Genomic DNA, 20,863 nt, shown 5'->3' on the forward strand with positions numbered 1-20,863 from the left:
GCGACGGGATTCTGTACGATTCTGCAGGCTCGTACCTGGTACGGGCATGGGGCGGTAGCTCAGTCGGTTAGAGCCGTGGACTCATAATCCATTGGTCGCGGGTTCGAGCCCCGCCCGCCCCACCACGGTGCCGAGAGCCGAACCCTGATGTCCGTGCCGATTCATCGATACCTCAGCGCCATTGCGGACGTGGGATGTCCTCGATTGCGGGCAGGCTGACCGCATGCGATATTCGAGTGCGACACCACGACGAGTGGATGGAGCGCACAAGTGACTGCTGAGAAGTCTTCCTCGTCGGCGTCCGACCACCCACCGACGTGGAAGTTCGACTACCCGGTCGTTCACGCCGAAACTCGGGCACAGTGGCGAACCTGGCTGGCGGACAATCACACCTCGACCCGAGGCGTGTGGCTGTGTTCGTGGCGCAATACCACCGATCGACCACGCTGCCCCTACCCCGAAGCCGTCGAGGAAGCCATCTGCTTCGGTTGGATCGACTCCACGAACACCGTCTTCGACAACGAGCGCAGCCTGCAACTCTTCACGCCGCGCAGGCCCAAGAGCCAGTGGACCCGTCTGAACCGGAAACGCGCCGCCGATATGGAGGACCGCGGCCTCATGACCGACGCAGGTCGCCGTGCCATCGCTGCCGCGAAATCCAACGGCTGGTGGACGATTGCCGATCAGGTCGAGGACCTCCAGGAACCACTTGAGCTGACAACGGCGCTGGACAGAGATCCGAACGCTCGGAGCACCTGGGACGGCTTTCCGCCCAGTGCCCGCAAGCAGATGCTGTGGTGGGTCGTCAGCGCCGTGCGAGACGACACTCGCGCAACTCGAATCGCACACGTCGTCGCCGAGGCCGCCGCCGGTCGACGAGCCCGCGGCTGAGGGCGGCTACAGCGGTCAGATCAGCGCTGCTCTTCGGTACAGCCGCGACCAATACACCAGCAGCACAGCAGCATTCGTCCCGAACCACAGCCACGTCACGAATGCCGCCAGGACACCGGTGACGAAGAAGCCCAGTACCAATGCCACGACCCAGGCGAGAACATAGGCCACAATCGTGACGACAGCCGCCACTGCGCACCGCCCCGGGAACTGCCGGACCGTAGCCCACGCTGCGCGGAACGGATGTCGTTGGTTGTCGGCCGCGGCCGGAAGTATCAGCAGCGCAACCAGAATCACGATGGCCGGGAGCAGCGGGAAAACTACTGCCAACGCAACGGCCACCCCGGTCAGCACTACGCACCACACCAAGACGCGCGGACGTCGCCGTGCCCGGCTCAGCGCGTCGATCGCAGTGCCGTCCACCACGTCGAGTGCCGTCGATGCGGTGATCCACAGGGCGAGTACCAGTGCCGCGGCGGAGGCCGCAACCAATCCCGCGAATCCCAGGGAGAACGTGGGTACGGGATCCCCCACCACAGTCAGCGCCTGAATCAGAGCGGACACGACCACCACGAGAGCCAGAACCGCACTCCCTTTCACGGCGCACCGACCGTCGAATTGCGGTCGAGCACGTCCTGTACGGATCCCGAATAGAGAACGTCCGTGCCGACCTTCACCTCGACGGTGCTCGCGTCGTCCGACGTCGCCGAACCGGTGATCGCCTCGTTGTCGGTTGTCTCCCCGGCACATTCGATGTCGGCTCCGGCACCCGAGCACACCGGCGCGACCAGTATCTCGATTCCCTTCTCCAACAGCACGTCGTTGACGGCATAGCGCAGATTTCCGAGCTCGGCACCGCCGACCGGGGCGAGCGCTGCAGTCTGCGAGCATCCCGCGCAGACCATCACCGCGAATACGGCGAGAATCTTTCTGCGCAATCCGTTCATCGGCCCTGCCTCGTCTCGTAGGCGATCAGTCGCGCATGCTCGTCCAGGTGTTGTTGTTCGAGGGCGGCGTCGGTGATGCTGCTCAGATCGAACGGTGCCGGAAGGAGCAATTCGGTGTTGCGGTCCAGGCGCGACCCTCGACGCATCAGTGGATTCTCGGCCCAGTCGTTGGCCGCCAATTCACGGCTGCGCGACGCCAGATCCAGGTACCCTCCGCTGTTTCCGGGCGTGACCGGAGACGCGTGATCGAGCACAGTCGTGAACAGCGACAGGGTCCCGTCCCGGTTGTCGACGATCTCGACCACCTGCTGCTGTTGAGGAAAGTCGATGCACGACGCAGTCGTGATCTCCCAGAATCCGCGTCCGTCTCGCGAGTGCGCCAAAATCTGGTTCTGGTGGGTGTGGCCGTTGAGCCAGCCGATCACCACCGGATACTTCAACAGAAGATCGACGAACTCGTCCGCGCCGTAGAGCTTCACCGACTGCCCTGGCCTCTGTGCTCGGTTCTCCAATGTCAGGCTGTTGTGGTGCGTGTAGATGAGCACCAACTTGTTCTCGGCCTGCGCTCGCTCCAATTGCCCGGTGAGCCAATCGAATTGATTTCCCGGCACCGCACCGTCGGGCCCGGCGACAGCGTTGCAGGTGTCGAGACCGAACGTGCGGATGTTCGGGGTGGGGTCTGCCACCCACCACGTCTCGCCGGAGTCGAGATTGTGCTGGGTGAAGCCGTGACCGATCGGTCCCGGCGTCGGAGTGGTCTCGAAGTGCTCCTGCATGAACTCGCGTTGTTCGAACAGGTAGCGCGACGGATCGGCCGACACCGCCCGAAACCCCGGTCGCGCACCGGCTCCTACGCCCAACGCGTCGGCCATTCGCTGTAGCGGACTGGCCGTCGACGCATAGCCGGCCAGAGCCGAGGTGGCTGTCGCTTCGAGCGTGTACGCCTTGCGACCCCCGACGGCCAGCGCATGCAGCTGCGAGGACAGGTCGAACGTGCCGAGCAACAGGGTGTCGTGATTGCCGTACACCGAGTACCACGGCACCGGCAGCCCCACCGATTCCACGGTGCCCGACATCGCCTGCTCGAGGAGGTCGGGAAGCGTCGGGAATCCGTAGTCGCCGAACGACCCTCCCGACGGATCGCCCGGCCGATAGGCCCACTGCGCCTCCGGCCAGGCCTGAACACCCTCGAAGACGTCCGCGGAGCCGCTCGTCGGCCGAACCGGAACACCGTCGAGAACATCTATGTACCAGCGTAATTCGAGGTGCGAATGCATGTCGGCACTGTCCCCGGTGACCACGGCTGCCCCCATCGGAGCGCCGGTGACCGGGCTGATCCGCGCGTCCGCGAAGGCCTTCACCATCGCCGCGGTGACGTGCACCGTGAGCGGATCCTGCGGATGGAACGCCGAACCCCACGCGGCGTGGTCGGAGACGATCATGGGCTCGATCCGGCCGGGCGATTGCGCGTCGATGACATGCATGTCCGACAGGTGGCCGAGGTAGAGCAACGAGCGCCGTGACTGCACCCGCGACGCATCGGGCGCTCGTCCGAGAACGTCGAGGCGCGCGACGTACGGCTCCCCCGGCCCGGCAGCGAGCACCCGGTACTGCCCCGGCCCGTTCGCGGTTCGCAGAATCGTCTGCGCCAGCGTTCCGGTCCCGCCCGCTTCCACAGGCTGGGCGTGCGCAACGAGAGCCTGACCCAGCACGTGGGGCGCGATTCCCCACGCCGCGGCGAGAGCCCCTACTCGAGCGATGAATTGTCGACGCGACAGCCCAGCCATGGAACTCCCCGGATCATCGAGAACGGCACCACGTGCGCCTCGCATCCGACGAGGTGACTGCCTATTTTTACAGGGTGTACGGCAGCCAGGCTCGATTTCGGATCGTTCAGGGCACCACGGTCACCGGCCAGCGGCCGGCTTTGACCAACCGCACCGCCACCGAACCGGCGATTCGATGGCCGGCATTCTCGGATGCGCCCACCACAACGGCGTCGGTGCGCAGTTGTTCTGCCACGGCGATCAGCCCGTTGTACGGGTCACCCTGCGCGGTGCGGAACTCCCACCGCACGTGCTCCCGGTCCCCGAATCGAGCAGCAGAGGTGCGGACGTAGTCGAGGAGTTCGTCGGCGATCTGCTGACCGGTCTCGACGAGTGAGATGCCGGCCTGGCCCCAGGAAGCGGTCGCAATGGGCTGCACGTACACCAGTACCAACAGTGACCTCTGCCGGCGAGCAAGTCCTGCGGCGTAGGCGGCGGCCCGCCAGGACGAATCGGACCCGTCGACGCCGACCACGATCGATTTCGGTCCGTCGTGGCCGTACTCGAACCCGGTGGACTCCTGCGCATCGCTCACGACCTGAGGCTACTGCCGGTACCCGCCGATTCGAACACCCCATACCGTGGCGGTACGGTTGGTTCACTTCGAGTGCTGGTCGCTCGAACATACTTATTGGACGGGAGTAGCAAGTGAACGACGTCTCGCAGCACGACGGCCCGTCGACGGATCCGGCTACAGTGTTCGCCGCTCTGGCCGACATCGTGTACCGAGGCAGCAGCGCCGAAGAGATCTACACCGCGATCTGCAATGCCGCTGTGCTGATCGTTCCGCACTGTGATCACGCGAGCCTGATGCTGATGCGCCACGGAAAGCCCGTCACGGTCGCGGCGTCGGACGACATCGCTCGTGTCGTCGACGACATCGAGCGCGCCACCGGCGAAGGCCCGTGCCTGGACGCGATCACCAGCGAGGCAGCACAGCTCGAGGCCGACTTCCGAACTCCCACCCAGTGGCCCGCCATGGCTCGCGGTGTGTTGAACCGCACGCCGGTGCGAGGAGCCATGGGATTCCGGCTCAACGTGGACGAGCAGAAGGTGGGCGCGCTCAACCTGTTCACCGACAAGCCGGGTGTGTTCGACACCGACAGCGCGAGCAAGGCGATCATTCTGACGGCGTTCACCGCAGTCACCGTTGCTGCGGTCATGAACGGTCAGGAAGCGTCGACTCTGCGTGACGGACTCGAGAGCAATCGGGAGATCGGCAAGGCGATCGGCCTGATCATGGCTCTGCACGATGTGTCCGGCGACGAGGCTTTCGCTCTGCTGCGTAAGTCCTCTCAGGACCTGAACGTCAAGATCGCCGACCTCGCAGCAACTGTCGTCGATCGGCACAGCAAGGGCTTGACCACCTGATCGGTGCGCTGCCTACACCTTCTTCGGTAGCGCGAACACCAGTGCCAGCGCCACCACACTGAACGCAGCACTGACGGCCATGGCCATCGCCGCGCCGTGCAGAAAGCCGGAACCGACAGTGTCGGGACCGGTGATGTTCAGAGATCCGAACAGCACGCTGCCGATGACGGCGATACCGATCGCCGAGCCGACGCGCTGCATGGTGGAGATGACTCCGCTGGCGGCTCCCGCGTCGTCGCGATCGACGGTCGCGACGATGAACTGGGCGTTCGGTGCTATGAACGCACCGTTGCCCAGACCCGCGATGAACAGTGGAACCAACAGCGTCCAGTGCGAGATCGTGTCGGCAGAGCTGGTCGCGAGGATGATCCACAGCCAGATCAGCCCGATCGAGACGAGAGACGCGCCGAGTATCAGAACAGTGCGACCGAGTCGGATCGTCAGCCTGTTGCTCTGCGAGGCCGCGATGATGCTGCCGATCGCGAACGGTATCGACACCAGTCCCGACGCCAGTGCCGTGTTACCGAGCCCGGTCTGCCACAGCAGCGAGATGGTGAAGAAAATGCTGGTGAAGGCGGCGAAATAGACCAGCGCGAGGATCACACCTCCGGTGAACGCCGGACGGGTGAACAATCGAGGTGGCACCAACGGATTCTGTCCGCGGCCGGTCCGAATCACTTCCCACCAGCCGAACAGCGCGATGAGGCCGAGTCCTGCGGCAATCGTCAGGTAGGTCCACATGGGCCAGCCCAATTCCTGGCCCTCGATCAGCGGAACGAGCAGTGCGATGAGACCTGCTGAGATGAGTACCAGTCCGAGCCAGTCGATTCCGGGGCGGGCCGCCGGCTCGGCATCGGTCTTGCTCGGGAGCAGCACTGCAGCCGCAACGAGACCGACGATTCCGATCGGCAGGTTGACCCAGAAGACGAGCCGCCAGCCGTTCTCCTCGCCGAAGGCCTGGATGATCAGGCCGCCGACGATGGGTCCGAGTGCGGTCGACACTCCGATGACCGCCCCCATGATGGCAAATGCCTTACCGCGCACCGGCCCCGGGAACAACAGCTGGATGAAGGCGGTGACTGCGGGCACGAACATGCCGCCTGCCAGGCCCTGAACGACTCGCGCGACGACCAGTTGCAGATCGTCCTGCGCCAGCCCGCAGGCGAAGCTCGCGACGGTGAAGAGAGCGAGGCCGGTGAAGAACACCCATTTGTGGCCGATGCGATCGCCCACCTTGCCCGCCGGTATGAGTGCCAATCCGAAGGCGAGTGCGTACCCCGAGATGATCCACGACAGAACCGATTCCGACGCGTCCAACGTGGTGCTGATCGTCGGTAGTGCCACGTTGACGATGGTGGTGTCCAGCAGGGCCATGAACATGCCCAGCAGCAGAACCACGAGCGCTTTCCAGGCACGTGTGGGTACCTCGGTCGCTGGTGGAGTTGCAGAGGCAATGCCGTCGGTCACTGTGCTGCCCTTCGTCGTAGTCGCTGAGCAGTGTCGACCAGCCGCTGTCGGGTTGTCAGCCGATCATTGCCGTAGCGGCGAACACCCACGAGAGTCCTGAGGCCAGGACCACGAACGCCGAGGCGACGATTCGGCCACCCCACTGCGTCTCCACGAGAGAAGTCTCCGCCAGAGCCGTCTCCGAGGGCGCTTTCGCACCTGCCGTATTCGTCGGCGTCATGATCCACTTCCCACCCTGCATCCGCGACCCTGGTCATTTCCGGCCGGTGGATACCCCGGGAACCCATGCCGAAACTAGTTCGCGGCAACAACCACCTCCAGCGCGTCGAGAAAGGGGTGTTGAGAGGCGAGCAGCTTTGCTCTCGCCTGCGCCAGCGGAAACCATTCGACGCGGTCGACCTCGGGAAACGACTTCATGACGCCGGATTTCGGCGGCCATTCGATCTCGAATGTGTTGCTCACCGCATTCGAGACATCGAGATCGGCCTCGACGCCGAATGCAGTGACGATCTTCCCGCCGCGTTGTCTGACGGTGCCGAGGTCGACGGGCTCGCCGGCCGGAACCTCGACCCCGACTTCCTCCCGAAATTCCCGTTGGGCTGCCGTCCAGGAATCTTCACCATCGGTGATCAGCCCTTTGACGATCGACCAGGCTCCGTCGTCCTTGCGGGCCCAGAAAGGTCCGCCGGGATGAGCGATCAACACCTCCGGGCCAACGACACCGACGCGATACAACAGAATTCCTGCGCTCGTTTCGACCATGGCCTCAGCGTGCCACCAATGTGCAGCGCTAACGTCCTCCGCGCCGCCGTGCCTCGAACCCGGCTGGCAGTTATTGTCGACCGATGCAAGAGCGTGCAGCGTCCACCAGGCAGGCCGTACTCGAAGGTGCCGCGACCAGTTTCGAGAAATTCGGTTACGGCACAGCCAGTTTGAGCACCATCATCGCGTATGCCGGGGTCAGCAAAGGCGCGATGTACTTTCATTTCTCCTCCAAGGAGGAGCTGGCCCAGGCTGTCATCGACGCGCAGCTCACGATGGCTGCGACTGCCACCGCCGTCATCGTCGATCGGACGCCCAAAGCGCTCGACGCGTTGATTCTGGTGACCAAAGAGCTGGGCCGTCAGCTGCAGACCGAGTCGATATCGCGAGGCGGCATGAGATTGACCTTGGAGTCGGCCATCGCCGACGGTCCCCACGCGGGGGCGTTCGGCGAGTGGATTGCCAAGATCGGTGATCTGGTCGCGCGGGCCCAGACGGAGGGCGACGTCGTCGACAGCGTCGACGCGATGGCCGCGGGACGGTACATCGTCTCGTTGTTCACCGGTGTGCACACGGTCTCGGAAATGCTCACCGGACGGGCCGATCTCCAGCAGCGGATGACCGAAATGTGGCAGATACTGCTACCCGGCATGGTCCCGCGTCGACGCCTTCCTCGGCTGGTTGCGCTGGCCGAGGCTCCCGTTATCGACTGGAGCGATCGATAGCGGCCAACCACGGTTCGGATGTAGCCGTGACCGATATCGCCGAGAGCACCTCGCCGTCGTTCTCGAACTGAATGCGATGGACGCCGTCCGTGGGATCGGTGTCGACGATCACCGAACACGGGTTGCTCCACTCCGCAAATCCCATGAACCTCACCTCGCACGTGGTGAAGTCCAGCGTCGGGATTCCGGTTGCCATACGCAGAGCCTGCCGGGCCGCTTCGAGCATCGTGACTCCCGGCAGGTACTCGACCGAATGGTCGAACATGGCCAAGTTGCGGGGATCAGGGGCGACGACGATGCTGCCGTCGGATGTGTGGCGTGCCAGCACCACGTCGGACGGGTCGAGGCGTCCCACGGCGGAGGGCGAGACCACCTCGGTTCCGGCCGGCAGGTAACGGAAATGTGGGTCGGCCATGGTCGACTTGCGATGCTGTGAGTACACCTCAGGCCCGATGGTCCGGACGGACGCCGTCCCCGAGGCCACGAGGTGGGTGCCGTTCAGGAGCCGCGCCGACAGCTTCATGCTGTCCATCGACTCGTCGTCGAACCTGACGTCGGTCGCGATCGACTCGGCGACGAGCGAATCGTCGATGTCGTCGACCGACAGCGGATCGAGGATCTCGAAGCGGGAGTGCTCGATGAACACCACGTGATCGAGAGGCACGCCATGATTGACGTGACAGAAGAGGCTGATCGCCTGGCGCAGAGCCTCCGCCACCATCAAGGAGTCGTGGGTCCGACGTACCGGCGCGAACATGCGGTGCGACGTAGGGAACTGCACCGCCGCCCGATGGGTACCGTCGATGGTCTCGTAGTCGGTCAACAGAACGTCGCCCGGTGACCGCCGATGCACGAGGTGACGTGGAACGGTTGCTGCGTAACTCAAACTCATGAAGCCCCTTAACCCGACCGACCCGGTTTTTTTATAGCACTCTCGAGCCGTCCGGATCGCCCGTTCAGTATGTCGCGGGTCGCCGACATCCCTGGCATCCGTCGCAGGGATTCATTCATTCGATATACGGCAATAGCGGTCGCGATCTGATAACCGATCCGTACTTGCAGTACCACGTATTCGGTACTTCGTCGGATCGGAGGGTGGCTCCGGTCGGTGCAGCCGGACGCAAAAAATCCCCGCCCAATGGAACCGGACGGGGATTGCGCTCCCCCACCTGGACTCGAACCAGGAACCCTTCGATTAACAGTCGAATGCTCTGCCAATTGAGCTATGGGGGATTACTTCGCGGCGTCACACTCTCGTGCGAGCCGTTGGAAACAATAGCGCACACCCCCTTGCTACTACCAAATCGGGTTCTGCCGAGTACCAAATCGCCCTGCTCGAGGTTCGTCGGGCAAGATGGAAGAACAGCCGCACGTTCTATGGAAGGACCTACTGATGATTCGTTTGGTACTGGCGGCTGGAGCTGCGTATGTGCTCGGTGCCAAGGCAGGACGTGGCCGGTACGAGCAGATTCGGAAGACTGCGAACGCCGTCGCGTCGAGCCCGGCCACCAAGAAGGCGATCGAGGTCGGCCGTCAGAAGCTGTCCGATTCCCTGAACACCCAGCCTCGACTGGAACCGATGCAGCCGATCGACGACGAGACCCAGGTCTTCGTTCCGCGCGATCAGCTGCGGCGTTAACCGACCTCGGCCACACTTCCGACAGCGAGCTCGAGCAGGCTGCGGCGGTACTGCTCGAGGGCGATGAGGTCGCCGAACAACGCGTTGTAGTCGTCGGGCTTCTCCACCGGCGACATGCGCTGCAGTTTCGATTTGAGTTCGGCCACCTGCTGACCGACCCACACTTCCTGGAGCCGCGCGAGTACGCCCGAGATGTAGCGGGTGAGGGCGTCGTCGGCCACACGCATCGGGTCGACGGCCAACTCCGTCACCAACGACACGACTACGGCGTCCTTGGCCTGTTTGGCCACGGCGTCGACCCACTCCCCTCCGCCCAAGCCTGCAGCCGTACCGCCGGCAGCGGCCACTGCGTCGCGCACAGCCGAGTACGCCGGGTGGTGGAAGCTCTCCGGCGGCAGTGAATCGAATACCGTGCCGGCCATCGCAGGCATCTGCAGCACAGCTTTGAGAGCCTCCCGCTGCGGCCACAGCGACGGATCGGTGGGGTTGGGACGCGGGGGTCCCGTGGGAGCCTCCACGGGAGCTGCCTGCCGCTTCTCGAACGGGACACGCTTACCGCTGGTGTCGCCCCGGGCACCTTTCTTCGCCTCGTCGCGCACGCGGGCGAGCACCATCGCCGTGTCGTCCCAGCCGGTCCACCCGGCGAGCTGCCGGGCGTACTCGTCCCGAAGCGACGCATCCTTGATGCGAGCAACGACGGGGACCGTTCGCTTCAACGCTTCGACGCGCCCCTCGGGCGTGTCCAGATCATGTTCTCGCAGAAGCGATTTGACAACGAAGGCAAACATCGGAGTACGTCTGGCGACGAGATCGCGAACGGCGTTGTCGCCGGACTTCAGGCGCAGGTCGCACGGGTCCATACCGTCGGGGGCGACGGCCACAAACGTCTGACCGGCGATCTTCTGATCACCCTCGAATGCCTTCATCGCTGCGGCCTGGCCTGCGTCGTCTCCGTCGAAGGTGTAGATCACCTCTCCGCGGAAGTAGCTGTCGTCCATCATCAGTCGGCGCAGCATCGCCAGGTGGTCCTCGCCGAATGCGGTACCGCACGATGCGACCGCTGTCTTGACGCCGGCCAGGTGCATCGCCATCACGTCGGTGTACCCCTCGACGATGACGGCCTGATGCGACTTCGCGATCTCCTTGCGCGCGAGATCCAGCCCGAACAACACCTGAGACTTCTTGTACAGCATGGTTTCCGGGGTGTTGATGTACTTGCCCGGCATCGTGTCGTCGTCGAACAGCTTGCGTGCGCCGAAGCCGATGACGTCTCCACTCTGACTGCGGATGGGCCACACCAATCGGCGCCGGAAACGGTCGATCGGCGTACCGCGTTTTCCGGGCGTCGCCAACCCCGCGTCGACGATCTCTTTGGCCTCGAAGCCCTTGCCCAGCAGGTGCTTGGTGAGGGTGTCCCAGCCGTCGGGTGCGAAACCGCAGCCGTAGGCGAGCGCGGCATGGCCGTCGAAATTGCGTTCGGTCAGGTAGTCCCGCGCAGCCTGGGCGTCGGGACCACTGAGCCTGCCCGCGTAGAACTCCTGCGCTGCCGCGTTGGCGGCGATCAAGCGCGCTCGGGTGCCACGATCACGTTGAACCGATGGCCCGCCGCCCTCGTAGGAGATCGAGTAATTCAGCCGGTCGGCGAGTTGCTCGACGGCCTCGACGAACGAGATGTGCTCGATCTTCTGGAGGAAGGAGTAGGCGTCACCGCCCTCGCCGCAGCCGAAGCAGTGATAGTGACCGTGGTTGGGGCGAACGTGGAACGACGGTGATTTCTCGTCGTGGAAGGGACACAACCCCTTCATGGAGTCGCCGCCCGCGCGCTTGAGCGAGACGTAGTCGCCCACGATGTCTTCGATCCGTGTGCGTTCGCGAATGGCGGCGATGTCGCGTTCAGGAATTCGGCCGGCCACGAAGGGCAGTCTAGTCCCGATCCGAGACGGGTTTCGAATCGATCAACCCCAGCTGGCCTGAGCTCCGAGTGACCGCTTGTCGATCAGTTCGAGCCTGCTCTCGGTGTACGACGCGATCTGGTCGACGACCACTCGGGTCCGTTCCGCGTCGCTGTCGGCCCGTTGCCATGCCGGCACCAGGATGGGGTCCAGTTCGCCCGGAGCCGAGCGCATCAGCCACTCGGCGACGCGGTGGATACGGTCGCGTTGACGCTCCTGGCGAATCTTGTGGCCGGCGTCGGACATCACGTACCGCAGTGCCATGGTCTTGAGCAATGCCACCTCCGACCCGACGATCGACGGCACCACCAGATCGGCGTCGTATCGGCTCAGTGGCGCGGTGCCGTATTTCTCGTGGGTGCCCTCGATGGCAGCGGTGGCGAAGCGGCCGACGAGCTCACTGGTCATGTGCTTGAGCGCGACGGATGCGGCGAGCGTGCCGTCGTAGCGTCCGACGGCGATGACGACGGGCATCCTCGACAGTCGGTTCGCGGCCTCGATCAGTTCGTCGACGTCGAGTCCGCGAAATTCCGAGACGCCGAGTTCGGCCAGGGCGCGTTGCTCGATCGGATCGGACAGCGCACGCAAGTCGATTCGGGCGTCGATCACACCGTCCTCGACGTCGTGCACCGAGTACGCCACGTCGTCGGACCAGTCCATGCTCTGCGCTTCGAGGCACTTGTGCTTCTCGGGCGCGCCGTTGCGCACCCAATCCAGAATGGCCGAGTCGTCGTCGTAGGCACCGAATTTCGCTCCGGGTGCGGGCCTGATCCATGGGTACTTGGTCGCCGCATCCAGCGAGGCTCGGGTCAGGTTGAGCCCCACACTGCGGCCGTCCGCGTCGAGGATCTTCGGCTCCAGACCGGTCAGAATGCGCAGGTTCTGCGCGTTGCCCTCGAAGCCGCCGCAATCCTGGGCCACTTCGTCGAGGGCGCGTTCACCGTTGTGGCCGTACGGCGGGTGGCCGATGTCGTGCGCCAGACCGGCAAGGTCGACCAGATCGGGGTCGCTACCCAGGCCTTCGGCGATGCTGCGGCCGATCTGCGCCACTTCGAGCGAGTGCGTCAGCCGCGTACGCGGGGTGTCTCCGTCTCGAGGTCCGGTGACCTGCGTCTTGTCCGCGAGCCTGCGCAAGGCCGCGCAGTGCAACACGCGCGCACGATCGCGAGCGAAGGCGCTTCGATGCGAGGCGTTGTCCGCCCCGGCCCGCAAGCCCGCGGTCTTCGGGGCTTCGGTGACGAATCGTTCGACGTCGTGCGCCGAGTAGGTGCCGGTCATCTACTGGCCCGCCGTGTAGGAGAAGTCTGCCGTGAAGTGGGTCAACTGATACCAGAGCAGAGCGCCTGTCTCCCTGGCGATTCCGTGTGCCTGCGATTCTCTGGTGTAGACGGCCGGACCGGTGCGGGTGGGCGAGGTCCAGGCGTCGAGGCCTGCGTCACGCGCCATGGTTCTGGTGCGCAATGAATGCCACGGGTCGCTGACCAGCACCACCGACGACTTGCCCTGTTCTTGCAGTGTGTTGCTCACGGCCTCGATACTCCGGAGGGTGTCCGAGCCCGTCTCGACGGCGGTGATGGCGTCGGCGGGCACTCCCTGCTCGATCAGATAGTTTCGGCCCGACGCCGCCTCGGTGAACAGGTCGCCCTCCTGCTTGCCACCGACGGTGACGATCTCGGGGGCGATTCCCTGCTCGTACAGTGACGCGGCCTGGGACAGACGGGCCTCGAACACGGTCGAGGGTGTGCCGCTGTACTGCGCCGCACCGAGCACCACGATGGCGTCCGCCTTGGAGTAGTCGTCGATGCGCGCCACCTGCCATACCCGCACCGCTGTTCCTGCGACCAGTACCAACGCCATCAGCACCACTCCCGCGACCAGCCGACCGGTCCAGCGTCCGAGCGTTCCGAAGAAGCCGAGGCGCTCGGGACCGGGGTCCGGGGCATACCGATCGTCGTACGGATCGCCGTACGAATCTCGGTCGAGAGTTGAGTTCACCCCTCGAGTTTGCCAGGCCCGCGCTTCTTCGGCGGTCACGGCGCGCCTCGAACGAGCTACAGCCACCCTCGATCCTCGGCCACGCGGACCGCCTCGGCCCGGGTGCTGGTACCGGTCTTTCCGATCGCCGACGACAGATGATTGCGCACCGTCCCCTCCGACAGGTGCACCGTGGCAGCGATGGAGCCGGCCGTCCCTCCCTGCGCTGCGGCGCGGAGAACTTCCTGCTCACGAGCCGTGAGCGGAGAAATGCCGTCCGTCAGAGTCTCGGTTGCCAGCGTCGGATCGACGACCCGGAGCCCCATGTGCACCCGCCGAACAGCGTCGGCCAGCTGCTTGGCTGGAGTGTCCTTGACCACGAAACCCGACGCACCCGCATCGATCGCGCGGCGCAGGTAACCCGGTCTGCCGAACGTGGTGACAATCAGCACCCTCGACTCGGGAGCGACCAAAGCCAGTTCGGCGGCGACGTCGATACCGTTCTTGCCGGGCATCTCGACGTCGAGCAGCACGACGTCGGGTCGATGTTCCAGTACGGCAGCGATCACTTCGTCCCCGCGTCCCACCTCGGCGACAACGTCCAGATCGTGCTCGAGACCCAGCAGTGCTGCGAGCGCGCCCCGCACCAGCGCCTGATCGTCGGCCAACAGCAGTCTGATGCTCATTCCGCCGAAACCTCCACTCCGAAACCACCGGTCGACACCCGAGCGATCGTCAGTGAACCACCCGATGCCATCACTCGTTCACCGAGACCGCGAAGGCCGTTGCCACCGTTGTCGCTGCCGCCCTCGGCAGGTCCGACTCCGTCGTCGACGATCGAGATGCTCGACGCCGTCAGCGTCACCCGGCAGTGCCGTGCGCTCGAGTGTCGAACCACGTTGGTCACCGCTTCCCGAAGTACCCAACCGAACAGTTCTCGGTGTCGCAGCGGCACCACGTCGGCATCGCCGGGAAGGTCGGCCTCGATTCCCGCAGCGTTCAAAGCCGTACGTGCACTGGGCAGTTCGGTGCCTATATCGATCTGCCGCATTCCGCCGACGGTGCTGCGAACGTCCGCAAGCGCTTGCCGCGCAAGGGTTTCCAGTTCGGCGATCTCGACGGCAGCTCGGGCGGGGTCGATCTCGATGAGCCTGCCGGCCAGTTCGCTCTTGACGGTGATGACGGTCAGGGAATGGCCGAGGATATCGTGCACGTCTCGGCTCATGCGCTCGCGCTCGGCCACGATGGCCAGGTCTGCCAATTGCTGCCTGGCCACGGCCAATTCGTGATTGCGTTGGAACACCTGGGTGATGCCCCAGGCCGCGGCCGCGCTGATCAGCAGCTGAAACGCGAAGAAGGTGTCGGGCTCCCAGGACGAGACGAAGCGTGGCACCGCCTCGACGAGTGCGACCATCACCACCACCAACGCCCACGCTTGCCTGACCGGCAGGGTCATCATGGCCAGCACTGCGATATAGACGGTGGCACCGAATGCAGTGGTGTCGATCGACAGGCTCATGAACACGGTCAGGGTGATCATGACCCCGAGCGCGATCCACGCCTGCGAAGTAGGCAGTGGCTTTCCTCGGCGGAGTCCGGTGCGGAAGCGCCAGAAGGTGGACGTGAACACCACTCCGAAGGCAACGATCGTCATGACCCCGGCAACCTTCGCCGGCGTGTGTTCCAGAGCGAGGATGTCGTTCAACGGGTAGATCAGGTACACCAGCCAGATGGCTCCGAACATCCAGCCGAACCGCCAGATCCGTCCCTCGGGAAGGTCGGCGGTGAGCGTGGTCATGCCGCCCACGGTATCTCTGTGGGCGACATGATCAGTGGTTTCGGTCTCAGGCACGCGTGGTGTCTCTTCGGAACAGCAACGCAGCTCCCGAGACGAACACCGTCGCCCACACCGCCAGATTGATCACGGCGATCAGCAACGTTCCGGTTTCGGTCCCGGCGAACGCGGCCCTGGACACGGTGGCCAGCCCGTAGAGCGGGGTGAACTGGGCCAGCATCGGGAACCAGCCGCTGTCACCGAGGGGAACGAAGAGTCCGCCCGCCAACGCCAGGAACGCCAGCACGGGTCCGAGAATCTGCATCACGTTCTCCGACGGCAGCAGGTAGCCCATGAACAGTCCGAACGCGGCGAACACCGCCGAGCCGATCCAGCCGATCAGACCGCTGACGATCCACACCCAGATCGGCATGTCCGCCCCGAGGAACTTCGCGACGACGAACACCACGACGATCGAGGCTGCACCCATCGTCATGGCCACGAGGACCTTGGTGACGATGTAGGCGACCGGCTTCAGCGGGGTCAACCGCAACTGTCGGCTCCACCCTTGCGCCCGCTCGACCGAGACCATCGCTCCCCCACTGGTGGTGGCGAGCATCGCTCCGTAGACGGCCATGCTGATGGCGATGTAGCCGGTGACGTTGCCGTGCGCGAAAGGGTAGTCGGTTCTGTAGTCGGACTGTGTGCCGAAGATGACGAAGAACACCGGCGGCATCACCAAGGTGAAGATCAGAGTTCGCTTGTTTCGGAAGAGCCTGCGAATCTCGAGTCCGAGAAAGGTCGGCGAGAAGCCGCCCCAGGCAACAGCTCTGGCAGAGGTACGGGTGGTCGTGGACGGCGTGGTCGTGGTCATCGGATGCTCCCGGCGAGGTCGTTTTGTGAGTCGGTGGTCAGGGCGAGGAATGCGTCTTCGAGGTTGCGCGAGACGATTTCCAGATCGGTCGCGTGCGCTTCGTCGAGTAGGTACCGAGCCACCGCGTCGGAGTCGCGGCCGTGCACGATCACCCGATCGCCGCGAGTCTCGACGCGGTCCACCCCCGGCAGAGCCAGCAACACCGACTGGTCGACGCCGGGCAGCGTGGCGGTGACGGTGCGTCCTGCAGCCAGGTTCTTCACCTCGGCGGCGCTGCCGTCGGCGACGATCTTGCCGTGCCGCACCAGCACGATACGGTCCGCATAGGCGTCGGCTTCGTCGAGATAGTGCGTAGCGAACAGCACCGTTCGGCCGGTACTGGCGTCCTGGCGGATGGCGTTCCAGAAGTCGCGACGCCCTTCCACGTCCATGCCGGTGGTCGGCTCGTCCAGCACCAGCAGATCCGGGTCGGGCAGCAATGCGAGCGCGAACCGCAATCGCTGCTGCTGCCCGCCGGAGCATTTGGCCACTCGGCGATCGCCGATCTCGGCGATACCGGCCCGGGTGAGAACCTCCTGCACCGACCGGGTTCGGGCGAACAGCACCGAGGTCAGCTCGACGGTTTCGCGGACGGTCAGGTCGCGAAGCAGACCGCCGGTCTGCATGACGGCCGAGATGCGGCCCTGGGCGATGGCGTCGGCGGGCGTGCCCCCGAACACCGACACCGACCCGGTGGTGGGTGTTGCCAGCCCGAGCATCATGTCGATGGTGGTCGTCTTTCCCGCTCCGTTGGGTCCGAGAAATGCGACGACCTCGCCCGGTTCGATGGACAGGCTGAGCCCGTCGACCGCCCGGACCGAGCCGTAGGTCTTGGTGACGTCTCGTAGTTCGACTGCCGTTGTTGTGGTCATGGGACTCACTCTGCTGCGGCCGGGCGGCTTCGACCTCGTTCGAGCGTCACGATTGCGAGGTGACAACTGTCATGCATCCACATCGACCTGCTCGATCTCTGCACCGCCCAGCCGGTAGATTTCAGGCCATGGCAGTCCAGCACCGGCGGCACAGCAGCGCCACAGTCCCCAGGTCGGTCCATCGATTTCGTCGTCTCGCCGCTACGGGTGCTCTGACCCTGTTCGCGGCGGTTCTGCTCGCGCCGGGGGTTGCATCCGCCGAGGCTCCCTCGCGGCTGGCCACCCAGATCACCGACAACGTCCAGGCTCTGGACCCTGATTCGCTGGCCGAGGTGCAGACCTCGGTCGACGACCTCTACGGCAGCAGCCAGCTTCGGTTGTGGGTCACCTACGTTGCGGATTTCGACAACCTGTCGGCCGCCGACTGGGCCGAGCAGACCGCGTCGAGAAGCGATCTCGGGCAGCGTGACGTCCTCCTCGCGGTGGCGACCGTGGACCGTTCGTACTACCTGGGCGTGAATACCGGACTGTCTCAGATCACCTCGTCAGAACAGGACGACATCCGTGTCAACGACGTGGAACCCGCACTGCGCGAGGAGGATTGGTCCGGTGCCGCTATTGCGGCAGCCGGTGCACTCGGCGACGCGTATGCCTCGAGCGGCAGCGGCGGATCGTCGGCACCGTTGCTGATCGGTGTCGGCGTGCTGGCGGTGGCGGGCGGCGGAGCTGTCGTCTACTCCTCGCGTCGCAAGAAGGCCCGCGTCGCCGCCGAGGTCGAGGCCGTGGCGAACATCGACCCGAGCGACCCGGCCGCGCTGGCCGCCTTCCCGATCGACGTCCTCGATACCCGCGCCAAGGAAATTCTGATCGAGACCGACAATGCCGTGCGCGCCAGCGAAGAGGAATTGAACCTCGCGCGAGGCGAATTCGGCGATTCCGCGGCGGCACCGTTCATCGCCGCCCACGACAACGCCAAGAAAGCGTTGGCCTCTGCCTTCGAAATACGTCAACGCCTCGACGACGCCATTCCCGAAACTCCCGACCAACGACGCGCGATGCTCGTCGAGATCATCTCCTCGTGCGGGCAAGCCGATCGCGAACTCGATTCGCGGGTGGAGGAATTCGACGGATTTCGCGACCTGGTGATGAATGCCGAGTCGCATCTCGACGAGCTCACCCAGGCGATCATCGGGTTGACGGTGCGGATTCCGCAATCCGAAACCCTGCTCGCTCAACTGCATTCGGAATTCTCCGAGACCGCACTGAAATCGATAGCGGACAACGTCACGATGGCCAAGGACCGCCTCGCGCTGGCCGAGGACAACATCGAGGCCGGCCGCAAGGCGGCTGCGCTCCCGCCCGGTAAGCAGGGTCCGGCCGTCACTGCGATTCGGACGGCCGAACGAGCCGTCGATCAGGCCAAGACACTGCTCGACGGCGTCGACCACGCACGTGACGACATCAGGCACGCCATCGCCACCCTGCCCGACGCCATCGCGGACGTCCGCCGCGACATCGAGCAGGCCGGCACATTGACCGAACACGGTGGTGCCGAGTTGCACTCGGCGGTGACTGCGGCGCAGACGGCGTTGCAGAACGCGGAGAAGGCCCAATCCTCGGATCCTCTGGGTAGCTATACCGCCCTCGCCGAAGCCGATGCCGAACTCGAGAAGATCGTGGACGAGGCATCGGCCGAGAAGGCTGCCGAAGACCAGCTGCGGGCTCGCCTCGAGCGCGATATCGCGGCCGCTCAGGCACAGATCACCGCAGCCGCGGACTACATCTCGACCCGTCGTGGCGGCGTCGGGGCCGACGCCAGAACACGCCTGTCCGAGGCCGAACGCCACCTCGGCGCGGCCCGGCAGCTCGAACCGGAGAACCCCGACGAAGCCCTCAAGCATGCGCATGCCGCCAGCCAATTGGCCTCGCGCGCATCGCAGATCGCCCAGTCCGATGTACAGAACTGGGAGAACCGTCACGGTCCGCGCGGTGGCAGCAGCGGCGGCAACATCGCCGGCGCAGTGCTCGGCGGCATCCTGATCAACAGCGTCCTTCGCGGCGGCGGTGGCGGCGGTGGATTCGGTGGTGGCTTCGGTGGTGGCGGGGGCTTCGGTGGAGGTGGTGGGGGCGGCGGATTCGGCGGTGGCGGCGGCCGCTTCTAGTTTCTCGACATACGCACGACAGGGCCCGATCTCACGAAGAGATCGGGCCCTGTCGGTTATGTGAGGCTCTTACGCACCGATCAGTCGAGAGGCGATGTAGCCCTCGACCTGGTCGAGAGCAACGCGCTCCTGTGCCATCGTGTCGCGTTCACGGATGGTGACGGCATGATCGTCGAGGGTGTCGAAGTCGACGGTGATGCAGAACGGGGTGCCGATCTCGTCCTGACGACGGTAGCGGCGACCGATGGCTCCGGCGTCGTCGAATTCGACGTTCCAGTACTGACGCAGTTGCTGCGCAAGATCTTTCGCCTTGGGCGTCAGGTCGGCGTTACGCGAGAGCGGAAGCACTGCAACCTTCACCGGGGCGAGACGACGGTCCAGCTTGAGCACGACACGCTTGTCGACGCCGCCCTTGGCGTTGGGAGCTTCGTCCTCGGTGTACGCGTCGACGAGGAACGCCATCAGCGAACGCGTCAGGCCTGCGGCCGGCTCGATGACGTACGGGGTGTACCGGGTGTCGGTGGCCTGCTCGTAGTAGCTCAGGTCCTGGCCCGACGCCTTCGAGTGCACCGAGAGGTCGTAGTCGGTGCGGTTCGCGACGCCCTCGAGCTCACCCCACGCACTGCCCTGGAAACCGAACTTGTACTCGATGTCCACGGTGCGCTTGGAGTAGTGCGACAGCTTCTCCTTGGCATGCTCGTAGAGCCGAAGGTTCTCCGGATCGATACCGAGATCGGTGTACCACTTCATGCGGTAATCGATCCAGTACTGATGCCACTCGTCGTCCTCGCCCGGCTTGACGAAGAACTCCATCTCCATCTGCTCGAACTCGCGGGTACGGAAGATGAAGTTTCCGGGAGTGATCTCGTTGCGGAAGCTCTTGCCGATCTGGCCGATACCGAACGGCGGCTTTTTGCGTGAGGTGGTCAGCACGTTGGCGAAGTTGACGAAGATGCCCTGCGCGGTCTCGGGACGCAGGTAGTGCAGGCCCTCTTCGTTGTCGACCGGGCCGAGGAAGGTCTTGAGCAGGCCCGAGAACGCACGCGGCTCGGTCCACGAACCCGGCTCACCGGTCTCGGGATCGCGGATGTCGGCCAGGCCGTTCTCCGGCGGGTGGCCGTGCTTTTCCTCGTAGGCTTCGATGAGGTGATCGGCGCGGTAGCGCTTGTGCGTGTGCAGCGACTCGACCAGCGGGTCGGAGAACGTCTCGACGTGGCCCGACGCCTCCCACACCTCACGAGGCAGAATCACCGAGGAATCCAGCCCGACGGTGTCGTCGCGGCTGGTGATCATGTTGCGCCACCACTGCTTCTTGATGTTCTCCTTGAGCTCGACGCCCAACGGACCGTAATCCCAGGCCGACCTGGTACCGCCGTAGATCTCGCCGCACGGGTAGACGAGGCCTCTGCGCTTGGCGAGGTTGGCGACGGTTTCGACTTTGGACTTGGGTGCCACTGGCGGAGCTCTCCATCTTCGGTTACATCGTGTAAGAGGTGACGTGGGCGGTTTTCGCCCTGATCAGACTATCTGGCTCGGCGGGCGAAACCGAACAGCGGTCGAGTGCGGAAGTTGACATGCGCACCTGTGC

Annotated in this window: 21 protein-coding genes and 2 tRNA genes; 6 read left to right on the forward strand and 17 right to left on the reverse strand. The window is 64.8% G+C overall.

Features of this window, described 5'->3' with window-relative positions; genetic code table 11:
• Positions 1-48: 48 nt before the first annotated feature.
• Positions 49-125: transfer RNA gene (locus MTX34_RS12670), tRNA-Ile, on the forward strand.
• Positions 126-270: 145 nt separating this feature from the next.
• A complete protein-coding gene (locus tag MTX34_RS26005; protein ID WP_243593990.1) occupies positions 271-891 on the forward strand; it encodes a YdeI family protein in 621 nt (206 codons plus the stop codon).
• Between the two features lie 15 nt (positions 892-906).
• Here the strand turns inward: MTX34_RS26005 and MTX34_RS12680 are convergent, their stop codons facing one another.
• The 4 genes from MTX34_RS12680 to MTX34_RS12695 form a co-directional block, all read right to left on the reverse strand.
• Positions 907-1,491, reverse strand: a complete 585-nt coding sequence (locus MTX34_RS12680; RefSeq protein ID WP_243593991.1) for a hypothetical protein — start codon at positions 1,489-1,491, stop codon at positions 907-909.
• Positions 1,488-1,838, reverse strand: a complete 351-nt coding sequence (locus MTX34_RS12685) for a hypothetical protein (RefSeq protein ID WP_243593992.1) — start codon at positions 1,836-1,838, stop codon at positions 1,488-1,490. The genes MTX34_RS12680 and MTX34_RS12685 overlap by 4 nt, the downstream gene beginning before the upstream one ends.
• Positions 1,835-3,625 carry a TIGR03767 family metallophosphoesterase gene (locus tag MTX34_RS12690; protein WP_243593993.1) on the reverse strand — a complete coding sequence of 597 codons (1,791 nt, stop codon included), beginning with the start codon at positions 3,623-3,625 and terminating at the stop codon, positions 1,835-1,837. The genes MTX34_RS12685 and MTX34_RS12690 overlap by 4 nt, the downstream gene beginning before the upstream one ends.
• A gap of 106 nt (positions 3,626-3,731) precedes the next feature.
• Positions 3,732-4,199, reverse strand: coding sequence for a universal stress protein (locus tag MTX34_RS12695; RefSeq protein ID WP_243593994.1), 468 nt, complete (start codon positions 4,197-4,199; stop codon positions 3,732-3,734).
• Positions 4,200-4,312: 113 nt separating this feature from the next.
• On the opposite strand from MTX34_RS12695, the gene MTX34_RS12700 reads away from it, so the two are divergent.
• On the forward strand, positions 4,313-5,035 hold the full coding sequence (locus tag MTX34_RS12700; RefSeq protein WP_243593995.1) for a GAF and ANTAR domain-containing protein: 723 nt from the start codon (positions 4,313-4,315) through the stop codon (positions 5,033-5,035).
• 12 nt (positions 5,036-5,047) lie between these two features.
• Here the strand turns inward: MTX34_RS12700 and MTX34_RS12705 are convergent, their stop codons facing one another.
• The 3 genes from MTX34_RS12705 to MTX34_RS12715 all read right to left on the reverse strand — a co-directional run bounded on the left by MTX34_RS12705 (position 5,048) and on the right by MTX34_RS12715 (position 7,264).
• On the reverse strand, positions 5,048-6,502 hold the full coding sequence (locus MTX34_RS12705) for a DHA2 family efflux MFS transporter permease subunit (protein WP_243609676.1): 1,455 nt from the start codon (positions 6,500-6,502) through the stop codon (positions 5,048-5,050).
• 55 nt (positions 6,503-6,557) lie between these two features.
• Positions 6,558-6,722, reverse strand: coding sequence for a hypothetical protein (locus MTX34_RS12710; protein ID WP_243609677.1), 165 nt, complete (start codon positions 6,720-6,722; stop codon positions 6,558-6,560).
• Between the two features lie 74 nt (positions 6,723-6,796).
• Complete coding sequence (locus tag MTX34_RS12715; RefSeq protein WP_243609678.1) at positions 6,797-7,264, reverse strand: NUDIX domain-containing protein; 468 nt, start codon at positions 7,262-7,264, stop codon at positions 6,797-6,799.
• 83 nt (positions 7,265-7,347) lie between these two features.
• Here MTX34_RS12715 and MTX34_RS12720 point away from each other — a divergent pair, with 83 nt between their 5' ends.
• Positions 7,348-7,989, forward strand: a complete 642-nt coding sequence (locus MTX34_RS12720) for a ScbR family autoregulator-binding transcription factor (protein ID WP_243593999.1) — start codon at positions 7,348-7,350, stop codon at positions 7,987-7,989.
• On the opposite strand, the gene MTX34_RS12725 is transcribed toward MTX34_RS12720, so the two are convergent.
• On the reverse strand, positions 7,967-8,881 hold the full coding sequence (locus tag MTX34_RS12725; protein WP_243594000.1) for an AfsA-related hotdog domain-containing protein: 915 nt from the start codon (positions 8,879-8,881) through the stop codon (positions 7,967-7,969). The two genes, MTX34_RS12720 and MTX34_RS12725, sit on opposite strands and share 23 nt — an antisense overlap.
• A 268-nt stretch (positions 8,882-9,149) precedes the next feature.
• Positions 9,150-9,222, reverse strand: a tRNA-Asn gene (locus tag MTX34_RS12730).
• A gap of 160 nt (positions 9,223-9,382) precedes the next feature.
• Here MTX34_RS12730 and MTX34_RS12735 point away from each other — a divergent pair.
• Positions 9,383-9,628 (forward strand): hypothetical protein, encoded by a 246-nt coding sequence (locus tag MTX34_RS12735; RefSeq protein WP_068052299.1) that lies wholly within the window; start codon positions 9,383-9,385, stop codon positions 9,626-9,628.
• Here MTX34_RS12735 and dnaG read toward each other — a convergent pair.
• From dnaG to MTX34_RS12770, 7 genes are read right to left on the reverse strand one after another with little or no spacing between them, the layout of a single operon-like run.
• Complete coding sequence (gene dnaG, locus MTX34_RS12740; RefSeq protein ID WP_243594001.1) at positions 9,625-11,541, reverse strand: DNA primase; 1,917 nt, start codon at positions 11,539-11,541, stop codon at positions 9,625-9,627. The genes MTX34_RS12735 and dnaG overlap by 4 nt on opposite strands.
• Before the next feature lie 42 nt (positions 11,542-11,583).
• The gene (locus tag MTX34_RS12745; RefSeq protein ID WP_243594002.1) at positions 11,584-12,858 is read right to left on the reverse strand and encodes a deoxyguanosinetriphosphate triphosphohydrolase; all 1,275 of its coding nucleotides are present in this window, start codon (positions 12,856-12,858) and stop codon (positions 11,584-11,586) included.
• Entirely contained in the window at positions 12,859-13,575 is a 717-nt protein-coding gene (locus MTX34_RS12750) for a YdcF family protein (protein ID WP_243594003.1), read from the reverse strand.
• A gap of 56 nt (positions 13,576-13,631) precedes the next feature.
• Positions 13,632-14,240: a response regulator transcription factor gene (locus MTX34_RS12755; protein WP_243594004.1), complete on the reverse strand. Its 609-nt coding sequence runs from the start codon at positions 14,238-14,240 to the stop codon at positions 13,632-13,634.
• Positions 14,237-15,352: a sensor histidine kinase gene (locus MTX34_RS12760; protein WP_243594005.1), complete on the reverse strand. Its 1,116-nt coding sequence runs from the start codon at positions 15,350-15,352 to the stop codon at positions 14,237-14,239. Before MTX34_RS12760 ends, MTX34_RS12755 begins: the two co-directional genes overlap by 4 nt.
• A 46-nt stretch (positions 15,353-15,398) precedes the next feature.
• Positions 15,399-16,202, reverse strand: coding sequence for an ABC transporter permease (locus MTX34_RS12765; RefSeq protein WP_243594006.1), 804 nt, complete (start codon positions 16,200-16,202; stop codon positions 15,399-15,401).
• A complete protein-coding gene (locus tag MTX34_RS12770; RefSeq protein ID WP_243594007.1) occupies positions 16,199-17,113 on the reverse strand; it encodes an ABC transporter ATP-binding protein in 915 nt (304 codons plus the stop codon). The genes MTX34_RS12765 and MTX34_RS12770 overlap by 4 nt, the downstream gene beginning before the upstream one ends.
• Before the next feature lie 128 nt (positions 17,114-17,241).
• Here MTX34_RS12770 and MTX34_RS25750 point away from each other — a divergent pair, with 128 nt between their 5' ends.
• Entirely contained in the window at positions 17,242-19,275 is a 2,034-nt protein-coding gene (locus MTX34_RS25750) for a TPM domain-containing protein (RefSeq protein ID WP_279393217.1), read from the forward strand.
• A 69-nt stretch (positions 19,276-19,344) separates the two neighbouring features.
• Here the strand turns inward: MTX34_RS25750 and MTX34_RS12780 are convergent, their stop codons facing one another.
• Positions 19,345-20,730: a glycine--tRNA ligase gene (locus tag MTX34_RS12780; RefSeq protein WP_121869514.1), complete on the reverse strand. Its 1,386-nt coding sequence runs from the start codon at positions 20,728-20,730 to the stop codon at positions 19,345-19,347.
• Positions 20,731-20,863: the final 133 nt, after the last annotated feature.

It is taken from the genome of Rhodococcus sp. ARC_M5 (assembly GCF_022810405.1).
In the GTDB taxonomy this organism is placed as follows: Bacteria; Actinomycetota; Actinomycetes; order Mycobacteriales; family Mycobacteriaceae; genus Rhodococcoides; species Rhodococcoides navarretei.

What these genes read in the sequence shown, in the direction of transcription:
- MTX34_RS12685 (WP_243593992.1), bottom strand. Translation starts at nt 1,838, where the DNA reads ATGAACGGATTGCGCAGAAAGATTCTCGCCGTATTCGCGGTGATGGTC.
- MTX34_RS12765 (WP_243594006.1), bottom strand. Translation starts at nt 16,202, where the DNA reads ATGACCACGACCACGCCGTCCACGACCACCCGTACCTCTGCCAGAGCT.
- MTX34_RS12735 (WP_068052299.1), top strand. Translation starts at nt 9,383, where the DNA reads ATGATTCGTTTGGTACTGGCGGCTGGAGCTGCGTATGTGCTCGGTGCC.
- MTX34_RS25750 (WP_279393217.1), top strand. Translation starts at nt 17,242, where the DNA reads ATGGCAGTCCAGCACCGGCGGCACAGCAGCGCCACAGTCCCCAGGTCG.
- MTX34_RS12725 (WP_243594000.1), bottom strand. Translation starts at nt 8,881, where the DNA reads ATGAGTTTGAGTTACGCAGCAACCGTTCCACGTCACCTCGTGCATCGG.
- MTX34_RS12760 (WP_243594005.1), bottom strand. Translation starts at nt 15,352, where the DNA reads ATGACCACGCTCACCGCCGACCTTCCCGAGGGACGGATCTGGCGGTTC.
- MTX34_RS12690 (WP_243593993.1), bottom strand. Translation starts at nt 3,625, where the DNA reads ATGGCTGGGCTGTCGCGTCGACAATTCATCGCTCGAGTAGGGGCTCTC.
- MTX34_RS12745 (WP_243594002.1), bottom strand. Translation starts at nt 12,858, where the DNA reads ATGACCGGCACCTACTCGGCGCACGACGTCGAACGATTCGTCACCGAA.
- MTX34_RS12770 (WP_243594007.1), bottom strand. Translation starts at nt 17,113, where the DNA reads ATGACCACAACAACGGCAGTCGAACTACGAGACGTCACCAAGACCTAC.
- MTX34_RS12720 (WP_243593999.1), top strand. Translation starts at nt 7,348, where the DNA reads ATGCAAGAGCGTGCAGCGTCCACCAGGCAGGCCGTACTCGAAGGTGCC.
- MTX34_RS12715 (WP_243609678.1), bottom strand. Translation starts at nt 7,264, where the DNA reads ATGGTCGAAACGAGCGCAGGAATTCTGTTGTATCGCGTCGGTGTCGTT.
- MTX34_RS12755 (WP_243594004.1), bottom strand. Translation starts at nt 14,240, where the DNA reads ATGAGCATCAGACTGCTGTTGGCCGACGATCAGGCGCTGGTGCGGGGC.
- MTX34_RS12710 (WP_243609677.1), bottom strand. Translation starts at nt 6,722, where the DNA reads ATGACGCCGACGAATACGGCAGGTGCGAAAGCGCCCTCGGAGACGGCT.